We start from the raw sequence: 17,819 nt of genomic DNA, 5'->3' as shown, positions 1-17,819 counted from the left end.
TTATTTTGTATCACTCAGGTAGTACGGCGATTTTCCCTATTAAGTGCACTTATCTAACTTATGTATTCCCTACTGAGATCTATTTAAGTAATGAGTTCTTACTTGGCTGTGCTTTACCTTTCTGAACTCTCCAATCCCCCCTTACCCCCCTGGTTCTCTTCCCTATCGAAGTACTCGTAAACTGATACACTGGTGAACCTTCTGACAACGCCCGTTTTCATGTTTAATCAACTACCGACCACTTTTGGTTTTTCTGTATACCCCTGCGCCGCTCGCTGATACTTCGTCACAAATTCCCTGAGTCGGATATTGGCTGCGCGTCGGGCGGCATTGTCTTTGCGATATGACACGGGTTCGTTATCCCATACCGCCTGATACACCTCTGAATATTTTGCGGTGATCCTCGCTCTGGTACTCGTCCGCAGTTTCGCTAACGTTTCCTGTATCCATTTGCCATCGTCAGGGTAAAAATGCGATGGCATGGTCACCGTGGTGTAATCAGGAAACACGCCCTTTCTTCCCTTTAAAAGGCGGAAAAATATCATCAAGTGTGAATTCAGCACCTAACACGCCAAAAGCTGAAACGATCGTTCTACATACAGTGATGTCAGGGGTTCGTCTTCCATTCTCGTAATGCCCTATTGCGCTAGGCGTACAACCTACATGTTCAGCCAGCATTTTTCGGGTAATTCCTAAATCAGATCTGAGTTCTTTTATCTTGTTCATTTTGTCCCTCCTCTCTAAATAATACATAATGTACCAAGCAAGGCAACAAAAAGATACAATATGTTTATTGATAAAGCTGATACAGTTTGTATAATTCAAGTATGAACATGAACTGGTTTGATATGGCTAAAGACCAAATGAAGGTCTTGGGCATTACGTACGATAAATTAGCTGAACATCTCGGTCTAACGCGAGGTGCGGTGGGTCATTGGCTAAACGGGAGGCGAGAACCGTCACTAAAGGAAATAGCGGCAATACTAGATTTTATAGGAATTAAGCGCGTTATTCTGAATTCAGACGGCACGGTATCTAATATCAACGATCATCTCCCAATCTCTATAGATGTCGAATCTGAGCCAAGGCTAACCAAAAAACAAAAGGAAGTAGTAGACCTATTTGACAACCTGCCATCAGAAGAAGCTGATAAATTCTTACGCGAATTAAAAGTCAGGTCTGCGCACTTTGATGCAATTTTCGCCGAAATGATGGCAAAACGTGGCATAAAAGTAAGCCGACAATAATAAAAACTATTGTAAACTATTACAGAATGTAATATACCAACCATTCACCTTAACACTTCATTAACCAAGCCCTCAATTGAGGGCTTTTTTTGTATCCAATTCTATGTAATTTAGTGACATAAATCACAATATATGATTAAGAGTTAAATTAATTTCCTTTAAAATCATATATTAATGATTATCTTATTAATTTTTCGGTACAATTCGTATTGATTGAATTTGGTACGTGATGTATCTTGTACGTAAGGTAAAACGACATGGAAAAGGGGCAACACATAGCAGTCAATATTTATCAAAAAATTATTCAATAATTGCAACCTAAAATTAAGAAATTAATGAGCTATCAGGCTCAGGTTATTAAGAATGGAGTACATAATGTTTGATAATATAACAACCAAGGAAGACTACACCGACTTACACACTGTGTTAGAAGCAGTAATGGTCTTGGAAAATATGGAAAGCAGTAAAGCGAATGATATAGCTAAACAAATTATTGAACTGCTAAGTGCCAAAGCTAAAGAAGCGTCATTAATACCTGAGGATAAATGAACCATGAAAATCTTTATCTTTGCGGCAATAGAGCGTTCTAACATGAAACAAACACGCCCGATAAAAATCAAATGTGTTGCTGAAAATTATCACCATGCAAAATCAATACTGGCTGGTGAATATATCACAACGTGGGCTGGTCAGATCATTAATCGTAACTGAGATAAACAATATTAATTCTGAGAGGAAATAAAAAATGCAAAATAAAGAACCTGTAATTATCGCAAATGGAAACACAGTTGAAGAAGTTTATCAGTGGATGGAAAAGAAATTAGATGCGCGCCGGGTTGTATACACTCTTAACAATGAACTTAATACACTGGACACGGCGCGCGATAAAATCAAAAAACAATTAAATGATGCAATTAATCAAGCTGAATTAACAATAGTTTCCCCAAATCTGGATCCCACTCTTCATCAAGAAGATCATCAAAGCAGGAACGGTATTGTCGAAATTTAATAGATTCTAAAAAACCTTGGAGTTTAGTGGGAAGATTATCAAATCGAAGCTCCTCTGAAATGGCTAATAAAGCGTCTTTAAGAGTTAATGTTTTAACCTCGGATATAGTCCAGTGGTATTTATTTACAATGAGATGCGTTAAAGCATCTCGCCCATTCAGAGGATTAAAGATAGTGCCAAATTTTTTACGGTATTCAGATAAAACAACATCCAGAGACAATAAGAGGCAAGTACGGTTAATCGTCATATCCAGATTGATACGATCGATACTGCCAACTTTTGGGATGCTTCGAACTTTCTCTATGTGATCTTTAGTTTCATGGTATAGAACGGAAATGTTAGACACAAATAAATTCCTTATTTATTTGTTACAGGAATTTACAAGACTACCACTATCCGAAAGGTAAAATAAAAAAGTAAATCAGCATAATTTGATCAAGGAGGCAAAAATGTTAATTATAACTCGCCGACCACAAGAAAAAATCATGATAAGTGATGATATCGAAGTGGTTATATTAGGCATCAACGGTAATCAAGTTAAAATTGGAGTTAAAGCACCCGAAGGTATTTCTGTACACCGTGAGGAAATATATCAACGCATCCAGCAGGAAATAAAACAATATGAAAGTAAAAATACCAACCACTGACGAGTTTTTTTTAGATGACGCGTTAGAAATTAACGAAGAAATACAGGCTATATTGGTTCCGTTATTAACTGCTGTCGAAGACATTGATGAAGACGTTCGTGTAATGTTACGCGCAGTGCAACGGTTATCCAGATATCAATACCGTAGTCTGTGTGATTTAAAGATAAATTAAAAATAAAATTTCAGGGTGGAATATGTTAAGAAAATTAGAAGAAGCCGTCGAAATTGCAGAGGAAATCGAAGCCTCAATATTTCCTGTAGTAACTGCAACTCATAATGAAGCAGAACCGGATACCCATTTAATGTGTCGCGGTGTACATCGTCAGGCATGTAATTTAGCTCAGCGATTAAGGGATATAAATGAAGAATATGTTATGTCAGATAATCAGGCATTCGATAAACTGGAAGGCGTTGCGAGTGAAATAGAAAATCTAAGAACATATGTTTCTTTATTAATTGATACGGATAAAACGCTGACCGGCACACAGCTACTTAGTGTTGCATTGGTCGCAATATTTGAAATTGGTAAGCAAGTAGCACAAGTGCGAGGGGTTGAGTACTCATGAATAATATATTCCGTCATATCCGTGTCAACAATGAACGATTAGAAAAGATGAGTGATAGCGATTTACAGTTTTTATTCTCATCGAGCCATGAAGTCATTTATTCGATAACAAGTGGAATGAAATCTATTGCTAATTTAGCTAGCGCGGCTGTTAGTAGTGAAGAATACTCCCAAGATGAGGCAATGACTGACCTTGATAGATTATCCCGATTGTTTTCTGTGCTGCCTCTTATTATCGAAGCTGAATACGAAAACAATTTAAATGCAGTGAGTGAAATAAGAGAAAGAAACAATAAAACCATAAGGAGAGAATCATGACAAAGCTTAAACCCATCGAGACCGCCACCAACCGCGATATCAAAATTGAATTACGTGAGGTCTATGTCGTTCACGGTGCTAATAAAGCGTATCTGAGCGAGAAAGGTGCGCTGAATAAACTGGCCTATGTTCGTGCGCAAGAACAATTCAATCAAGAAGGCAAACAAACCAATCATACTAAAGTTATTAATCATGAAGATGGTTCGACTATATATCATGTTGGTGAGATGATCCCCGAGTTTATAGAGCGACACGCTCAGGTGCTGGAAGAATTACACACCAGTGTTAAACGAGAGAAAGAATTAATTAGAACCCGAAAGGAATATATAAAAGCAATAGAAAAACACAGGAAAGACCAAGAAGAATTAATATTACTAGGTAGAAAGATTTCTCAATTATTGCAGAAATAAAAACAACAAAACAAATTTAATTACAGCGCCATCGCTGGGGATTCACTCACCATAAATTAAGGAAATAGAAAATGACAAATAGAACTTATTCAGAGCTTGCTAATACAGCCATTCAGAAAGAAAAAGAAGAAAAGTACGACCTCGCAGCCGAATATTGGGAAAAAGCCGGGCGTGTAGCCACTAATCTCACAAATCAATTGTGGGCGGAACATCGTCAGGAACATAACCAAAAAAGATATTCATTACATCATCGCTATAGCAAAGCAATAGTGAGTCAAAAAGAAAAACGCCAGATTAATGAAATAAATAAACGAACAGCGGAGGTATTGAAAAAACACATCAAAAATCACACTGAGACAAATAAATTTAAACAAAAGCTCCGGCAAATAGGAATTTAATCATGACGGCATATGAGCAGGCAAAAGAATTAGCTCAGAGTTTAGAGCTGAAAGGTTTATTCCGTCGTGCTGCTGAAAAATGGGGTAACGCGCTTTCATTATCTCAAGACAAGAAGCAAGAACAGGAATGTATTAAGAACAACTTGCGTTGTGTTCGGTTATCAAAAATAACAATCCGTGAGGGATGGTAATGAGCAAGAAAAACGAATTAGTCACTATCGATTCAAACAATCTGCCAGTGATCGAATGGCAAGGTGTTCGAGTTGTTACTACAGAAACATTAGCGGCGGGGTATGGTGCCAGTGCAAAAAATATTCAAGACAATCTTTTGAACAACAAGTCACGGTTTATTGATGGCGTCCATTATTTCAAGCTCGAAGGGAATGAATTACGTCAGTTTAAGAAGGTACCCGATAACATCGGGTTGGTTAGTAAACATACAAGCCAACAGATTCTATGGACTGAAAAAGGCGCTGCTCGTATGTCGAAAATCGTTGATACCGACGAGGCATGGTCTTTCTTTGAAAAGATGGAGTCCGCTTACTTTCACCAGAAAAAGCCAGCAACCCCCGCCTTACCCGGTAATTATATTGAAGCCCTGGAAGCATTGCTGACAACCGAAAAAGAAAAGCTCGTCATTACTCAAGAACGTGATGAAGCCCGTCGCACCAAATCACAAATCAGCCGCAAACGTGAAGCTCAGGCACTCGGCAAGCTCGGTGCTGTCACCCGTAAGTGCCGAGAACTGGAGGAGCGTCTAGGTGAAAGCACCAAACACTCGACTATTACCTCGGTACAGAACGCCACAGAAAAAAAATACCAGTACGCCCCACTCCGTAAATGGTGTCGTGAAAACAACATCGCACCGGCAGAAGTCCCCGATCCCAGATATGGGCATGTGAAATCATGGCCTGCTGAAGCATGGCTTGCTGTCCACGGGGTTGATCTCAAAAAACTATTTGGCAAGAAGTGAGGTAATGAAAATGGAACAGACAAAATACATTGTGACCTACTTAGGTGATTACCCGTGTGGACATCGTCACACGCTGCGAATTGCTATGGACGCAAATGACGCGATAGATGCTATCGAAAAATCACAGGCGGCATTCACGGATGATCGACTGACATCAACCAACCACACCCTCTTCTCTGTTATGCCGGAGGAGTTCAATGAAAACACGATTGCCAACTTGGACAAGTGCCCAAAAGCGGAGGTGAAGTCATGATTATTGATACCGATTTGTTACGTGCTGCCTTAGTTTGCGTGGCTAAAGGCAAGAATGCAGAAACGCGCCCTCAATTATCCGGGGTTCATATTACCCGGAAGCATATTGAGGCGACTAACGGACACGTACTGGTGCGTATGGAGCTTAACGAGGATAGCGGTACTTTCTTTGATGACAGCGATGCAGCTGACCTCGATATCATCATTCGGTTCTGTGGTGATATTCCAGAAAAAGCCCACTTCATAGAAATTCAGTTAGAAGGAGAGCCAAGAGCGGTTCATATCGACGGTAACAATACAGCTTTTGGCTTCACTCGCCTGGAAATAATCAATGGGAATTTCCCTGACTTGGATAAATGCATTCCAACAGAAAAACAGAATGTGATACCTCACTTTCGCCTTGAGTATCTGGCTTACCCCTATTTGATGTTTCGCGAGGGAGCGGTACTTATAGAACCCTCAGGCATGGAAGCCCCCTGTCGATTCCGGTTTAGTCCTTTCACAAACAGGATTTACGGCAACCCTATTTTTATTGCGTTGCCTCTTTATAAAGACGCCTTCGAGCTGGCCGAGCAAAAATTAAGGGAGTTAAAGTTATGAAAATAGAATACCAGAACAGGGGCAGTACTGCGGTCATTATCATTGCCAGCTTCATCACAGAGCGTCGCAAGCATAACCGTTGTGTTGATGCCACTCTATTAGCCACGCCAGTTCGAGCCTCTTCTTCCGGTGTATTTTTCAGAAGAACTGTGATTACAGGTAAGGCGAATCACATGCTGCGTGCTCATAAAATTATCAGCGTGGAGGTAAATCGTGACTAAAGAAATACCTTGGGTAAATATTCAGGACAGAATGCCTGAAAAAGACGGGGGTTTTCCCCCTCTATGCCTGGTTTATTACACATATATTGGTGGATATAACCAGCCTGTCACTGGCACAGGTTACGATTGGTGGGACACTAATAAAGAGCAATGGGAAGAACACGAAAACAATGAAGTTACCCACTGGTGCTATATGGATGATATCCCCGCCCCGTAGCAAAGGAGAAATAGTCATGAGCAAAATTAAAAATCCCGTTGTTCTGGTTAATATTCACGACAATCCAGATAGCCTTACCGTTGCTGTTACCGATGGCTCTAATGATTGGGCTGATATGCGAAAAGCCGTTGTCGCTGATTTAAATGAGGCTCTGTCTGATGAGGATATGGATAAATTGCCACTTCATGTTTTGTTCTACGCAGCCGAGGCATTAAAAAAAGAACAGAATGAAAATCAAGCCTTAAAAGAGGCAATCGCAAATATTCGTGAGTATGTTGCAGCAATCCTGTTTCATATTGATGAAGACTACCACGGGCAGCATATCAGGCACTTTGTAGAGCAGGCTTTAAACTGGTGCTCAAAAGGAGAGGTCGAAAGCGATGGCAACAACTGATCTGAATAACATTATTTTCGATGCAGTGTGGGATGAAAAGGCAACACCTGCGGGGGTGGCGAGGGTGATTTTGGAGAACGGTTATTGATGATTAACTTGGATTGCATACCTATTTCGGCATACTGCCAATACACCGGAGAAAGTGTAGAGGCCATTAACAAACGGTTACAACGTCAATTTTGGATAGAGGGGGTTCATGTGCTAAAGGTTAATGGAGCAAAAGAACGTTGGATTGATTTAGTTGAGGTGTCTAAATGGGCCAGAAGAAACAAAATGAATTTATCCTCCCTCGGGGGGTAACCATTCGCCAACACAAGACAGGCAGTACTCTGGTTATAACATTTACTTATAGGGGGGTTTTATGTCGAGAACCCCTCTCGCGACTGGAGGTAAATAACAAAAATATTAAATACGCCGATCGGCTACTAGGGGAAATTCAGAATAATATCGAAAAAGGAATTTTTGCTTACGCAAAGTATTTCCCGAATTCAAATAAACTTTCTATTTTTGGTAATGCGGACAAATCTCGAACAGTTGTTGATTATTTAGATGAATATTTAAAAATTTGCGTTAATAGAAATTTATCCCCATCAACAATCGGTGGGTATAAAAAATGCAAAAATGCTTTATCTGATTTACATAAAATGCCTATTGTAGATCTAACGCCTGCAATATTAAAAAATTGGATTCAAAAGCAAACAACCGTTTTAAAAACCATTAGAAATCAGCTGTCTTTTTTACGTAGTGCCGTTGATGAAGCCGTTACAGACGGGTTGGTTAGTGTCAATCCAGTAAGTTTAGTAACAGCATCTCGGTACCAAACAGAGCGCACAGAAGAAGACAAGGAATACATTATTGATCCTTTGTCACCCAATGAAGTGACAGCCTTGCTTTCCTCAGCAGGAAATAAGCAATGGGAAAATCTCTTTCGGTTCGCTATTAATACAGGGCTTCGTAGTTCTGAATTGTGCGCATTACGTTGGTCAGATATCGATTTCATAGGGAAAACAGCGCATATTACCGCTGCCAGTGTCGTTGGTGTCATTAAAGGAACGAAAACCAAAGCAGGAAAGCGAAAGGTTGAATTGAATGATCAAGCGATACTCGCTTTAGCCAATCAAAAAGCCTTTACTTTTTTGAAAGACAGGGAAATATTCGAAGATCCCAAGACTAACGAGCCGTGGGCTGGGGCTGATGCTATTCGCAAGAAAGCTTGGGTTCCAACGCTAAAAAAAGCTGGCATTCGTTATCGCAATCCCTATCAGACAAGACACACATTTGCCACTAAGCACATTAGCCAAGGTGCAAATTTGTTCTGGCTCGCTTCGCAAATGGGACATAAAGGACCTGAAATGTTGTTCCGACATTATGGTACGTACCTGGAAGCTTATAGCGGGAATACCGAGCGCCAGATCAGTTCCCAAAATGGAAGCTGAATTCAGTAGGACAGCACTGGGACATCAAAGTGCACGTGAAATGCACGTATAATACAGATAATGCCACACATTACATTAATAAACATATAGTTATATTAGTTATATCGCGGGTTCAACTCCCGCCAGCTCCACCAATTTTGTATTCGGAAATCATCGGAATACACCGAAAACCCAAGAAAAAGCCCTAAATCATAAAGAGTTAGGGCTTTTTTATTGCCCGTTAGTATTCGTTTAGTATCGTTATAACTCGATAGTTTTAGTAGTATGTTTAGTAGTAAATCGGCTACACTACAAAAATACTTACTACTAAAACGTAAATGTCCGAGTGTCCAAGAGAAACTTATATATATAGTTAAGTTTTTCGCAAAAAATGATGTCCCACAGTCCCAAAACACTTAACTATATGATGTATAAACAAAAAGCATAGGGACACCCCTGTCCCAGCCATGATCTGGAAGATGTCCCAAAATTTGAAAATTATGATTAATAGCTTGATTTAAAACAAAAATATCAACAGGGACACTAAACCACAGGGGGACACAGCACAAGGTTAAAGAGGTAAAAAGTTAGTAGTAACAGCCCAACTACACCAATAAATGCTTACTACAGCTCCCTAGAACACTTACTACTACGGTTAGAGGTGCCCGATGCCTAAAAAGATAACGCCGCTTTCCCCTACAACGGTATCCAATGCTAAAGCCAAACTTGATAGCAAAACGGGGAAACCCAAAGATACGATCTACCGTGACGGGGATAATTTAGAACTCCTCGTTAAAGCATCAGGTATTAAGCTTTGGTATTTCCGATACTACAAACCATTCACCCACAAGCGCACGATGATTGCATTTGGTGAATACCCCTCTGTTAAGCTGGCAGATGCTCGCCGACTCAAAGACGAAGCAAAGGCAATGCTGGCTAAAGATATTGATCCTGTCGATTGGCGTAAACAGCAAGCAGCGGCAATACAGGAAGAGAACAGCAACACCTTAAAGAATATTGCTTCACGCTGGTTCGAAGTGAAGAAAACCACTGTCAGCGAGGATTACGCCAAAGATATCTGGCGCTCACTGGAGAAAGATATTTTCCCCAAACTCGGCGAAATGCCGATATCAAGTCTTAAAGCGCCTATGCTGGTGGAAGTACTCAAGCCTATCGAAGCAAGGGGCAATCTGGAAACGATTAAACGGCTGACTCAACGAACGGTAGAGATCATCGACTATGCCATGAATTTAGGTGTTATTGATGCTAACCCTTTTACCACTGTCAGCAAAGCATTTCCCAAGCCAAAGAAAAAACATAACCCTACTATTCGCCCCGAAGAACTCCCCGGATTAATGCAAGCACTTTCCGTTGCAAGAGTAGAACGGCAAACACGTTTAGTGATTGAGTGGCAATTATTAACCGCTATGCGCCCAGGGGAAGCGGTAAAAGCCCGTTGGTCTGAAATAGACTTTGATAACAGAGTCTGGAATGTGCCAGCGGAAACAATGAAAATGGATCGCCCTCACACAGTGCCATTATGCCAACCAGCTTTAGATATTCTTGCAGTTATGAAGCCTATTAGTGGGCATAGAGAATTTGTCTTTCCTCATAGATCTACCCCCAATATCCACATGAGCAGCCAGACGGCAAATATGGCGCTAAAGCGCATGGGGTATCAAGATATACTTACCGCTCATGGCATCCGCTCAATTATCAGTACAGCACTAAATGAGCAGGGCTTTATGCCCGATGCGATAGAAGCGGTACTGGCTCACGGAGAAAAGAATTCCGTCCGGGCAGCGTATAACAGAGCCACCTACTTAGAACAACGCAGGGTTATGATGGACTGGTGGGGGCTATATGTAAAAGGTGCAGCAATGGGTGATTTGACAGTAGCTGGAAGCGTTAAAGGATTACGCATCGTGGGAAGTGATTGTGTCGGATGATCTCTTTACCCTTGAGCATGTACACGCAGCGCTCAACCATTACACTATCAATCATGGGATAGAGAACGGCTTATATCCCTATTCCCCGGCTTATTGGTGTGTTGAACAAGTCGCCAAACTAACCGATGCTGAACGCGAAGCGGCACTGTTCGGGTTAAGTGTATGGGATGTGATTGATTATCCTGCCATAACCGTAAAAAAACTATGTCAGCCCGGCAGCGATGTTTGGAACTATTCTATAGCCGAAATGCTGACAAACAGCAGTAAGAATGACTTACTGGTCAGTGCATGTGCTATATGGGGATGGGGGCTGACCGAGGAGTCTGATAACACCTCTTGCCATCTAGCCGCGTCTAACCTCGTCTTTGCAGTCTTGGCGCAAGAGCAATATGACAGCGATATTATGAATGAATTTGAAAATCTGGGAATCAAAGAGGTTCGCAGCAAGGCAGCAAAAGCGAAACATGAGGCGTACTACGCACCACTCAAGGCTCAATGCCTAAGCTGGGCACACGAAATTATCCATGACACAAGTAAGAACATAACTAAAACAGCGCTGGCTACTGCTGTGGATTCTCGCTATCACGATTTGATAAAAGAAAATCCACAGGGGACACCAGTGTACGGGCAATTTCACCGCATGAATTATAATACTGGCCAACGAGTGAAAGAACCGGCATACCGCACTATCTACGGATGGGTAAAAACCCTACTCGACAAATAGAAGCGCAAGGAAAAAGAAATAAGCCGGATTGTGAACTGACCCCAGAAAGTTGGACATTTTAGTTAAACGGCGTGTAAGGCCTGGTTTCGATATGCTATCGGAGTTAGGCCTTTTAATTTCACCTTGATCCGTTTTGTATTGTAATATTCAATGTATTCTTCTATTTTTTCGATCAGTTCATCCGCACTTTTAAAGTGCTGCTGGTGATACATTTCTGTTTTGAGTAAGGCAAAAAAGTTTTCTGCCATCGCATTATCCAAACAGTTCCCTTTCCTCGACATACTTTGTTTAATATCTTTATCAGCAAGTTGCTTTTGATAAGCCTTATGCCGATATTGCCAACCTTGATCACTGTGAATGAGTGGCTTAGCGTGAGCATCTAGCCCATCTAATGCCTCTTTTAGCATCTCTGTCACTAAAGGCAGACTCGCCTTTTTCGCCACGTTGTAAGCGATAACCTCTTGATTAAATAAGTCAATAATAGGTGACAGATAGACTTTTTGTTCATTCACTTTAAATTCTGTCACATCCGTTACCCATTTCTCATTAGGTTTTGTCGCGCGAAAATCTCTTGCCAACCAATTCGGTGCTGTTTTTCCAACTTCCCCACGATAAGAACGATATTTCTTCGGCCTTACCGTGGATTTTAGGTTTAATTGCCTCATTAATCGTTGTACTGTTTTATGATTGATTTTAAAGCCATTTTTTCTCAATGCTAAATGAATGCGGCGATAACCATAACGACCTTTATGCTCATGATAGATAGTTTTAATCATCTCTATTTCTTGTTCATAAGCACGCGTTTTTTTAAGCGCTTGGCATTGATAGTAAAACACGCTTCTTGCAAGATTAATGGCACAAAGTAAGTGCTTTAATGGATATTTCTTTTTAAGAGCTAAAACAATTAACGCTTTTTCTTTGCTCGTGGGCGTTTCTTCTGTTCCAGCTCTGCTAACTTTTTTAGGACCGCATTTTCTGCCTGCAAATAAGCTAATTCTTCTTTAAGTTCCTCAACTGTCATTTCGTCACCAGATTTCGGCGGGGTTTTAGGTCGGGATTTCATTGGGGGTCTTCCTCGCTGAGGACTTTCGAGTCCTTTGATACCGGTTTCATTATACTTATCAAGCCAGACTGATAAGGTACCTGGAGTCGTTAAATTGAGAACTGCACTAGTGTGAGTGAGGGACCAATCATGTGTCCACATTAATTTTAAAGCTTGGAGTTTTGTGACAGTACAAAGAGAGTGAGACGTTGGCAAAAAGGCGTTATCGCCATGAATGGCAACAACTTGAGCCCAGTATCGAATTTGTCGAGAAGAGATTGAATATTCCGCTGATAGCTTATCCGATGTGTTACCTGCCAGACATCGTTTAGCAATAATGATTTTTAGTTCACGACTATATTTAGACATAAAAAACCCCCAGTAATTAGTTGTCCAACTATTGGGGGTCACTTCACGCTGGTTAATCCACGCATCAACTTCACTTTCGATGAATGCGGAGGCACGGGAACCCGTCTTTATCTGCTTGGGGAACTTCCCTTCTGAAATGTATTTGTAGATGGTCGATTTACCCAGACCAGTACGGCGCCATATTTCGGGTAATTTGATAAAAGTGTGTTGCATAAATAATAGCCTTCCTCGGTTGCTGTTAGACAGTACGGGAGGAAGGTTAAAATTTTACGAAGGAGATTCGGCGGAGTTTTGGAAAATTCCGTGGAGTTTTGAAAAACTCCGTTATCGCACCTTGGCTTTCTTTAACCAGTCAATGAGCGTTTTATTATCGATATCAAGGCCGTTAATTTTGGGAACTTTATTGGCTATTTTTCGCCTTAACTCTTCGACACTTCCCTTAAAGTCGCTGTCATCCAGTCCGTGAGATTTAAGCAATTCCACAATAAACCTACATTGCTTCGCGGTTGTATGAATTTTAGGGGAGGTTTTTTCTGAAATAGCATCTAAAGGAGGTTGGGATTTGAAAGCCGAAGATGACCGGGGAAGAGCTACAACGTTTAACAAGCAATGCGCAAATATGCACATCGGTTAGCTATTGAGCAGAATGTGAATTCACACTCTGGCTATTTATCAGCAGGTTATATCTATTCATCGGAATTAACTCTAACTCATTGATATTGTCGGAAACCTCAATTTGAGGAAGCTGGACGAGAGCCAAGCCCCTTAACCAGTTGTTCTTCACCATAACTCAAAACTGAGCTACGGCTAACCGTTCAATATTTATCCTTTGATTCCCCCATTTTGGGGAATCAAACAGTTCACTATGATTACTCTCAAAGGAATGAAGTTAACATGCTGATTTATCTCATGATGCAAATTTACGTCATCTTATGACCAGACTGCATATTTGCTGTGTGCTTGATTTCGTACATAAACCTAGCCCCTTGATATTCTCGGTAAACGCCATTGGCGCAAATCGGGATGAAGTCTACGGAATTACACCCAACAAATTGATTGATCTTAACTTCCTCAAACTGAGGAGGTTGAAAATTTGCGCTTATATAAACTCGCCATTTTACCGTATTTAATACTTATCAATGAGTTATTAGATCACGTAAAAGTTTTACGCCACCATGTGAGCTAAACCCTAAAAAAGGCTTTCTGTTGCCCGTCATATCTGCGTTTGTACCCTGTGAGCTGGTGGCATTTAGCGAACTACCGGAATATCGGTAGTTAAATGTGATACGCCATTTATCTTTATTATTATTGTGAGTATTGAGTACTCAACCATAATCAGAGCCGTATTTTTAATAAATCCACTGAGCCTATTTTTCATGTATTAAAAATATAGGGGATATTATGCGGATAGAGAATCGTTCAAGTAATACTGTTTCAGTTAGTATTAATGCTTGGGAAAGTGATGAAAATATCGTTTTAGATAGACTACCTCCGGGCGAAAATGCATCAGAAAATCAGACTAGAGGTAACGCTATAAGCACTGATTGGTATAGGCTTTCACCGGGGCAAAGTGACTCTTGGAGTCGTAAGGATTATCGAGGTTTCGTAATGGCGGTATCAATTAGGGGTCAACAAAATTCTTACTTTATATTCGCTGATAGTCGTATTTATATTTACGATAGCTATGTTGAGGATGATGGCAAAAAAATAAGACCAGCAACCGATCGCTATATCTCATAGGACATAATCAATAATATATTCACCATACCCTAAGGCAGAATCTTGCCTTAGGGTCAAAACTCGCAATTTTTGTAACTTCTTAAGCATATCCCTAGATGTCTGTTGCAGCACCATTAAAACCTGCTATACTCTAACTAAGGTGTAATTAAACTAAACATTAAAGGTGCGTTACATGTTATCTAAAGATGATTTAGCGTTTTTAAATGGTCGAATATCTGAATTTAAAAGTTCTTTTTTTCAATTTGTTAGCGATTTTGGGCCTGATTGTGAAACTAGGTTTGTTATTGGTTTCGATGAAATTGGTAATTCGACAGGTAGAGAACGTTTTACCACTCCAATGTTAACTGAATACCAAAATTACTTAGAAATGTATGGATTCTATGTAGTACGTGAGAATTATTTTTTTCAGCTAACCCTTACAGTTAGGGGGATAGTTACCATGGGGAATGAAGCCATAAAGCTCGCCAATGCATTGGAGTTGTTCAGAACACGAGCCCTATATCATAGGGACTTAGACAATATGTAGTTCTCCATTTTTTGTAATATCGTAACGTTGCGAGGTATCAGACCAGAACCATATAGCCACAGCCCACAGGGTACGAACTCAAGGTATTACGGGCAGTACAAAGCCCTTTTTAGGACTTAGTCTACAGGGGCAAATACCCCGAAACGCAGAGTTTAGATAAGTGCGAATTTCCAACTTACCCCAATGGGGTAAGTTAAGAATAATCAATTTGTTAGGTGTAATTCCGTGTGCTGTACGGAATCGAAACAAGCCGGTGGACTAATAGGCACACTGCAAATATGCAGTCTGGGCATAAGATGAACGGTTTTTTTTCTTCATGAGGTAAATCAGCATGTTAACCGTAGACCAGATTTGGTCTACGGGGAGTTATAGTAAGTTAACTGCTCCTCTTTAAGGAGCTTGGCTCTCGTCCAGCTTCCCCCGTTGGGGATTGCTGAGAATATCAAAGGATTAGACTTTGAAGTCATAAGTTATACGGCCTCAGTGTGTGAATTCACACATTGCTTAAATATCGAGCACTGCAAGGATATTGACGTGATTCCGGCGTTTCGACGGAATTAAGTTAATTCAATAAGTTACCTCATGCACAGCGCTGAACCAAGCTGTAAATATGCAGCTTGCATGAGCAGTACAGCTTGTAACCCCGTTGCCCGGCTTCCCCCATTTGAGGTTGACGAAATTATCAAAGGGTTGGCCACCTTAACTTGTTGATAATGTTTAATTGTTCCATTTCAGAACTATCAGAATTTGGACAAAAGCCACCAGCTATAGCACAATGATAATCGATGAGGTTATCCCGACGGGGAGAAAAGCGGTAAGCCTTGCCGCCTGCCTCATCACCTCCATTGTTAAGGCGTAACGTTATAAGGCGGACGTGATGAAAGAGCCAAAACCAAAACCTCTAATATACTCGTTTGAAAACCCTTCTATAACCGCAGGATTAGCGGCAATCAACGCAACCGACCCCCCTTTTAAAGTTGAACCAAAACATCTTACTGCTTGGTTTAAAGAAGGGATTATTGCCCGCTATACGTTGCTTGATGATATACGCGAAATGTGGGGTAAAGAAGCGTTGCGCGCTGAATTTGAAGAAAGATTCGGTGAAGCTAAACATTGTACATTAATTGCTTCTAAGAGATCTGATCGAGAGTGGGACACATTAGAAGATATAGAAATGGCAACATATAGCGTTTATGCACTTGATACCGCAGCAGCCCTATATGTTGAAGAGGGACTGACCGCACCATCTACTACTCATGAGGGTACTGGGCAAGACGAACAAAGCGGAGAACGAGAAAAACAATATTTAATTACCCCATGCCTGAACCCGTTCTGCCTCGCTACGAAGCAGAGAAAATCTACTCAATGCTTCACAGTCAGCCAATTAATACCATTGAAAAGCCCGCAACTAGTACTACAGCCGTAATCCATATTGTGCCATGATGGGGTTCTTCTTCCTTAAATCAAAGGTGGTGTCACATGCCATCCCCTGCCAAAATCTGGGAACAGGCGCTACAGGCATTACATGCCCGTCTGGCTCCCTTATTTCACTCTACCGGCCCACGACAACGCAGCCTCGCCTATCTTCGGGGATTGCTCAGTGATGTTGAACGTAAAAATAGCTGGCAACTGGCTGAATGGCTAGGGGAAAGTTCCCCCGATGGCATTCAATATTTGCTGGAACGCGCTGATTGGGATGTCGAGATGGCCCGCGATATCCTGCGGGATTATGTCACTGAACATTTGGGCGATGAACAGGGGGTTCTCATCCTTGATGAAACCGGTTTTATCAAAAAAGGGACCCATTCTGCCGGGGTACAGCGTCAGTATAGTGGGACCGCTGGACGAGTAGAAAACAGCCAGATAGGCGTATTTCTGTGTTACGCCGGCCACGGCGGTCATGCTTTTATTGACCGGGCCTTATACCTGCCTCGCCAGTGGATCGATGACCGTGCCCGCTGTGAAGCTGCGGGTATCCCGGCCAGTGTCACGTTTGCAACGAAACCCCAGTTAGCCCGGCAGATGCTGGAACGGACATGGGATGCTGGCGTGCCCTGTCGCTGGGTGACCGCGGATGAAGTGTATGGCCGTGACCGTCGTCTGAGGGTCTGGCTGGCGTCCCGACACCCGCCCTTCGTGTTAGCCATTCCCTGTAATACCCCTTTATGGTGGCAAGGACCCAAATATCTCCGTGCTGAACGGATTGCCGATACGTTGACTGCCACTGACTGGAAAACACGCTCAGCGGGAACGGGAACAAAAGGTGAGCGAGAGTATGACTGGGCTGTTGTGCCATTATGGCGTTTACAGCTCAGTGAAGAGGAGCGGCGTTATGGTCATTATCTGTTGGTTCGCCGCAGCCGGGATAGTAGACAGGAACGGGCTTACTATGTGGTGTATGCCTTGCGAGAACAGGCGGATCTTAATACGCTGGTTCAGGTGGCGGGTTGTCGCTGGGAAATCGAAAGTGGCTTTAAGGAAATCAAAGGGAAATGTGGACTGGATCACTACGAAGTGCGGCGATGGCAGAGTTGGCACCGGCATATTACCTTGTCGTTACTGGCCCATGCAGTCCTGGCGGTTCTGCGGGTAGAGGAGAAAAAAAACACCGGCAGGCCAGGTTCCGCTCAGTGTAGCGGAATTGCGTAAGCTGTTGTCAAAGCTGATGGAAAAAGCGGGAGAAACAATCGAACAGGTTTTACATTGGTCAGACTGGCGACGACGGCATCAATACCGGGCACAACAATGTCATTATCGTCGCCGGGGAAATCATCGGCTTACAGAACAATTACGGCTGTAGTAC

32 protein-coding genes and 1 pseudogene are annotated in these 17,819 nt (G+C 41.8%); 26 read left to right on the top strand and 7 right to left on the bottom strand.

Annotated features, from left to right (window positions below):
- Positions 1-227 precede the first annotated feature (227 nt).
- A complete protein-coding gene (locus XPG1_RS04020) occupies positions 228-509 on the bottom strand; it encodes a hypothetical protein (RefSeq protein ID WP_231853048.1) in 282 nt (93 codons plus the stop codon).
- The gene (locus XPG1_RS04015) at positions 499-726 is read right to left on the bottom strand and encodes a helix-turn-helix transcriptional regulator (protein ID WP_045957931.1); all 228 of its coding nucleotides are present in this window, start codon (positions 724-726) and stop codon (positions 499-501) included. Before XPG1_RS04015 ends, XPG1_RS04020 begins: the two co-directional genes overlap by 11 nt.
- A 107-nt stretch (positions 727-833) precedes the next feature.
- Between XPG1_RS04015 and XPG1_RS16960 the strand changes: the two genes are divergently transcribed.
- From XPG1_RS16960 to XPG1_RS18630, 4 genes are all read left to right on the top strand, one after another.
- Positions 834-1,247, top strand: a complete 414-nt coding sequence (locus XPG1_RS16960; protein WP_231853047.1) for a helix-turn-helix domain-containing protein — start codon at positions 834-836, stop codon at positions 1,245-1,247.
- Between the two features lie 375 nt (positions 1,248-1,622).
- Positions 1,623-1,796: a hypothetical protein gene (locus tag XPG1_RS18295; RefSeq protein WP_157879439.1), complete on the top strand. Its 174-nt coding sequence runs from the start codon at positions 1,623-1,625 to the stop codon at positions 1,794-1,796.
- A gap of 3 nt (positions 1,797-1,799) precedes the next feature.
- Positions 1,800-1,958, top strand: a complete 159-nt coding sequence (locus tag XPG1_RS18290) for a host cell division inhibitor Icd-like protein (protein ID WP_157879438.1) — start codon at positions 1,800-1,802, stop codon at positions 1,956-1,958.
- A gap of 34 nt (positions 1,959-1,992) precedes the next feature.
- The gene (locus XPG1_RS18630; protein ID WP_045957930.1) at positions 1,993-2,256 is read left to right on the top strand and encodes a hypothetical protein; all 264 of its coding nucleotides are present in this window, start codon (positions 1,993-1,995) and stop codon (positions 2,254-2,256) included.
- Here the strand turns inward: XPG1_RS18630 and XPG1_RS19135 are convergent.
- Positions 2,162-2,602, bottom strand: a complete 441-nt coding sequence (locus tag XPG1_RS19135) for an ECs1072 family phage-associated protein (RefSeq protein ID WP_157879437.1) — start codon at positions 2,600-2,602, stop codon at positions 2,162-2,164. The genes XPG1_RS18630 and XPG1_RS19135 overlap by 95 nt on opposite strands.
- A 103-nt stretch (positions 2,603-2,705) precedes the next feature.
- Here XPG1_RS19135 and csrA point away from each other — a divergent pair, with 103 nt between their 5' ends.
- From csrA to XPG1_RS03925, 17 genes are all read left to right on the top strand, one after another.
- A complete protein-coding gene (csrA, locus tag XPG1_RS04000) occupies positions 2,706-2,903 on the top strand; it encodes a carbon storage regulator CsrA (RefSeq protein ID WP_045957929.1) in 198 nt (65 codons plus the stop codon).
- Positions 2,878-3,075 carry a hypothetical protein gene (locus XPG1_RS03995; protein WP_045957928.1) on the top strand — a complete coding sequence of 66 codons (198 nt, stop codon included), beginning with the start codon at positions 2,878-2,880 and terminating at the stop codon, positions 3,073-3,075. Before csrA ends, XPG1_RS03995 begins: the two co-directional genes overlap by 26 nt.
- Before the next feature lie 22 nt (positions 3,076-3,097).
- Complete coding sequence (locus tag XPG1_RS03990; RefSeq protein ID WP_045957927.1) at positions 3,098-3,469, top strand: hypothetical protein; 372 nt, start codon at positions 3,098-3,100, stop codon at positions 3,467-3,469.
- On the top strand, positions 3,466-3,786 hold the full coding sequence (locus XPG1_RS03985; protein WP_045957926.1) for a hypothetical protein: 321 nt from the start codon (positions 3,466-3,468) through the stop codon (positions 3,784-3,786). Before XPG1_RS03990 ends, XPG1_RS03985 begins: the two co-directional genes overlap by 4 nt.
- Positions 3,783-4,196, top strand: a complete 414-nt coding sequence (locus XPG1_RS03980) for a hypothetical protein (protein ID WP_045957925.1) — start codon at positions 3,783-3,785, stop codon at positions 4,194-4,196. Before XPG1_RS03985 ends, XPG1_RS03980 begins: the two co-directional genes overlap by 4 nt.
- Before the next feature lie 71 nt (positions 4,197-4,267).
- Positions 4,268-4,594 (top strand): ANR family transcriptional regulator, encoded by a 327-nt coding sequence (locus XPG1_RS03975; RefSeq protein WP_045957924.1) that lies wholly within the window; start codon positions 4,268-4,270, stop codon positions 4,592-4,594.
- Positions 4,595-4,596: 2 nt separating this feature from the next.
- Positions 4,597-4,785: a PerC family transcriptional regulator gene (locus XPG1_RS03970; protein WP_045957923.1), complete on the top strand. Its 189-nt coding sequence runs from the start codon at positions 4,597-4,599 to the stop codon at positions 4,783-4,785.
- On the top strand, positions 4,785-5,567 hold the full coding sequence (locus XPG1_RS03965; RefSeq protein ID WP_045957922.1) for an ORF6N domain-containing protein: 783 nt from the start codon (positions 4,785-4,787) through the stop codon (positions 5,565-5,567). Before XPG1_RS03970 ends, XPG1_RS03965 begins: the two co-directional genes overlap by 1 nt.
- A gap of 10 nt (positions 5,568-5,577) precedes the next feature.
- Positions 5,578-5,820 (top strand): hypothetical protein, encoded by a 243-nt coding sequence (locus XPG1_RS03960; RefSeq protein WP_157879436.1) that lies wholly within the window; start codon positions 5,578-5,580, stop codon positions 5,818-5,820.
- Positions 5,817-6,419: a beta clamp domain-containing protein gene (locus XPG1_RS03955; RefSeq protein ID WP_045957921.1), complete on the top strand. Its 603-nt coding sequence runs from the start codon at positions 5,817-5,819 to the stop codon at positions 6,417-6,419. The genes XPG1_RS03960 and XPG1_RS03955 overlap by 4 nt, the downstream gene beginning before the upstream one ends.
- Complete coding sequence (locus XPG1_RS03950; protein WP_045957920.1) at positions 6,416-6,640, top strand: hypothetical protein; 225 nt, start codon at positions 6,416-6,418, stop codon at positions 6,638-6,640. Before XPG1_RS03955 ends, XPG1_RS03950 begins: the two co-directional genes overlap by 4 nt.
- Entirely contained in the window at positions 6,633-6,857 is a 225-nt protein-coding gene (locus tag XPG1_RS03945) for a DUF551 domain-containing protein (protein WP_045957919.1), read from the top strand. The genes XPG1_RS03950 and XPG1_RS03945 overlap by 8 nt, the downstream gene beginning before the upstream one ends.
- Before the next feature lie 16 nt (positions 6,858-6,873).
- Positions 6,874-7,251, top strand: coding sequence for a hypothetical protein (locus XPG1_RS03940; protein WP_045957918.1), 378 nt, complete (start codon positions 6,874-6,876; stop codon positions 7,249-7,251).
- A gap of 87 nt (positions 7,252-7,338) precedes the next feature.
- Entirely contained in the window at positions 7,339-7,551 is a 213-nt protein-coding gene (locus XPG1_RS18870; RefSeq protein WP_071825319.1) for an excisionase, read from the top strand.
- Positions 7,506-8,687 (top strand): Arm DNA-binding domain-containing protein, encoded by a 1,182-nt coding sequence (locus tag XPG1_RS03935; protein ID WP_045957917.1) that lies wholly within the window; start codon positions 7,506-7,508, stop codon positions 8,685-8,687. The genes XPG1_RS18870 and XPG1_RS03935 overlap by 46 nt, the downstream gene beginning before the upstream one ends.
- Positions 8,688-9,334: 647 nt before the next feature.
- On the top strand, positions 9,335-10,615 hold the full coding sequence (locus tag XPG1_RS03930; RefSeq protein ID WP_045957916.1) for an integrase domain-containing protein: 1,281 nt from the start codon (positions 9,335-9,337) through the stop codon (positions 10,613-10,615).
- Entirely contained in the window at positions 10,605-11,339 is a 735-nt protein-coding gene (locus tag XPG1_RS03925; RefSeq protein WP_045957915.1) for a hypothetical protein, read from the top strand. Before XPG1_RS03930 ends, XPG1_RS03925 begins: the two co-directional genes overlap by 11 nt.
- 62 nt (positions 11,340-11,401) lie before the next feature.
- Here XPG1_RS03925 and XPG1_RS03920 read toward each other — a convergent pair whose 3' ends face one another.
- The 4 genes and pseudogenes from XPG1_RS03920 to XPG1_RS18280 all read right to left on the bottom strand — a co-directional run bounded on the left by XPG1_RS03920 (position 11,402) and on the right by XPG1_RS18280 (position 13,233).
- On the bottom strand, positions 11,402-12,244 hold the full coding sequence (locus tag XPG1_RS03920) for an IS3 family transposase (RefSeq protein WP_052708229.1): 843 nt from the start codon (positions 12,242-12,244) through the stop codon (positions 11,402-11,404).
- Positions 12,244-12,792: a helix-turn-helix domain-containing protein gene (locus XPG1_RS19050; RefSeq protein ID WP_366301078.1), complete on the bottom strand. Its 549-nt coding sequence runs from the start codon at positions 12,790-12,792 to the stop codon at positions 12,244-12,246. The genes XPG1_RS03920 and XPG1_RS19050 overlap by 1 nt, the downstream gene beginning before the upstream one ends.
- 3 nt (positions 12,793-12,795) lie before the next feature.
- Positions 12,796-12,963 (bottom strand): annotated as a pseudogene (locus XPG1_RS18660) (helix-turn-helix transcriptional regulator); the annotation flags it as partial.
- A gap of 111 nt (positions 12,964-13,074) precedes the next feature.
- On the bottom strand, positions 13,075-13,233 hold the full coding sequence (locus tag XPG1_RS18280) for a hypothetical protein (RefSeq protein WP_157879435.1): 159 nt from the start codon (positions 13,231-13,233) through the stop codon (positions 13,075-13,077).
- Positions 13,234-14,151: 918 nt separating this feature from the next.
- Here XPG1_RS18280 and XPG1_RS17940 point away from each other — a divergent pair.
- From XPG1_RS17940 to XPG1_RS18275, 5 genes are all read left to right on the top strand, one after another.
- Positions 14,152-14,490: a hypothetical protein gene (locus XPG1_RS17940; RefSeq protein ID WP_052708237.1), complete on the top strand. Its 339-nt coding sequence runs from the start codon at positions 14,152-14,154 to the stop codon at positions 14,488-14,490.
- A 172-nt stretch (positions 14,491-14,662) separates the two neighbouring features.
- Entirely contained in the window at positions 14,663-15,016 is a 354-nt protein-coding gene (locus XPG1_RS03900; protein WP_045957914.1) for a hypothetical protein, read from the top strand.
- An 877-nt stretch (positions 15,017-15,893) separates the two neighbouring features.
- Positions 15,894-16,442 carry a hypothetical protein gene (locus XPG1_RS03895; protein ID WP_045957913.1) on the top strand — a complete coding sequence of 183 codons (549 nt, stop codon included), beginning with the start codon at positions 15,894-15,896 and terminating at the stop codon, positions 16,440-16,442.
- Positions 16,443-16,495: 53 nt separating this feature from the next.
- Positions 16,496-17,665 carry an IS701 family transposase gene (locus tag XPG1_RS03890; protein ID WP_045957912.1) on the top strand — a complete coding sequence of 390 codons (1,170 nt, stop codon included), beginning with the start codon at positions 16,496-16,498 and terminating at the stop codon, positions 17,663-17,665.
- Positions 17,658-17,816 (top strand): hypothetical protein, encoded by a 159-nt coding sequence (locus tag XPG1_RS18275; protein WP_157879434.1) that lies wholly within the window; start codon positions 17,658-17,660, stop codon positions 17,814-17,816. The genes XPG1_RS03890 and XPG1_RS18275 overlap by 8 nt, the downstream gene beginning before the upstream one ends.
- Positions 17,817-17,819: the final 3 nt, after the last annotated feature.

Origin of the sequence: Xenorhabdus poinarii G6 (genome assembly GCF_000968175.1) — a bacterium.
Taxonomy (GTDB): Bacteria; Pseudomonadota; Gammaproteobacteria; order Enterobacterales; family Enterobacteriaceae; genus Xenorhabdus; species Xenorhabdus poinarii.
Note: the sequence above shows the minus strand (reverse complement) of the source record. Positions and strands in the feature narration are given on the sequence as shown.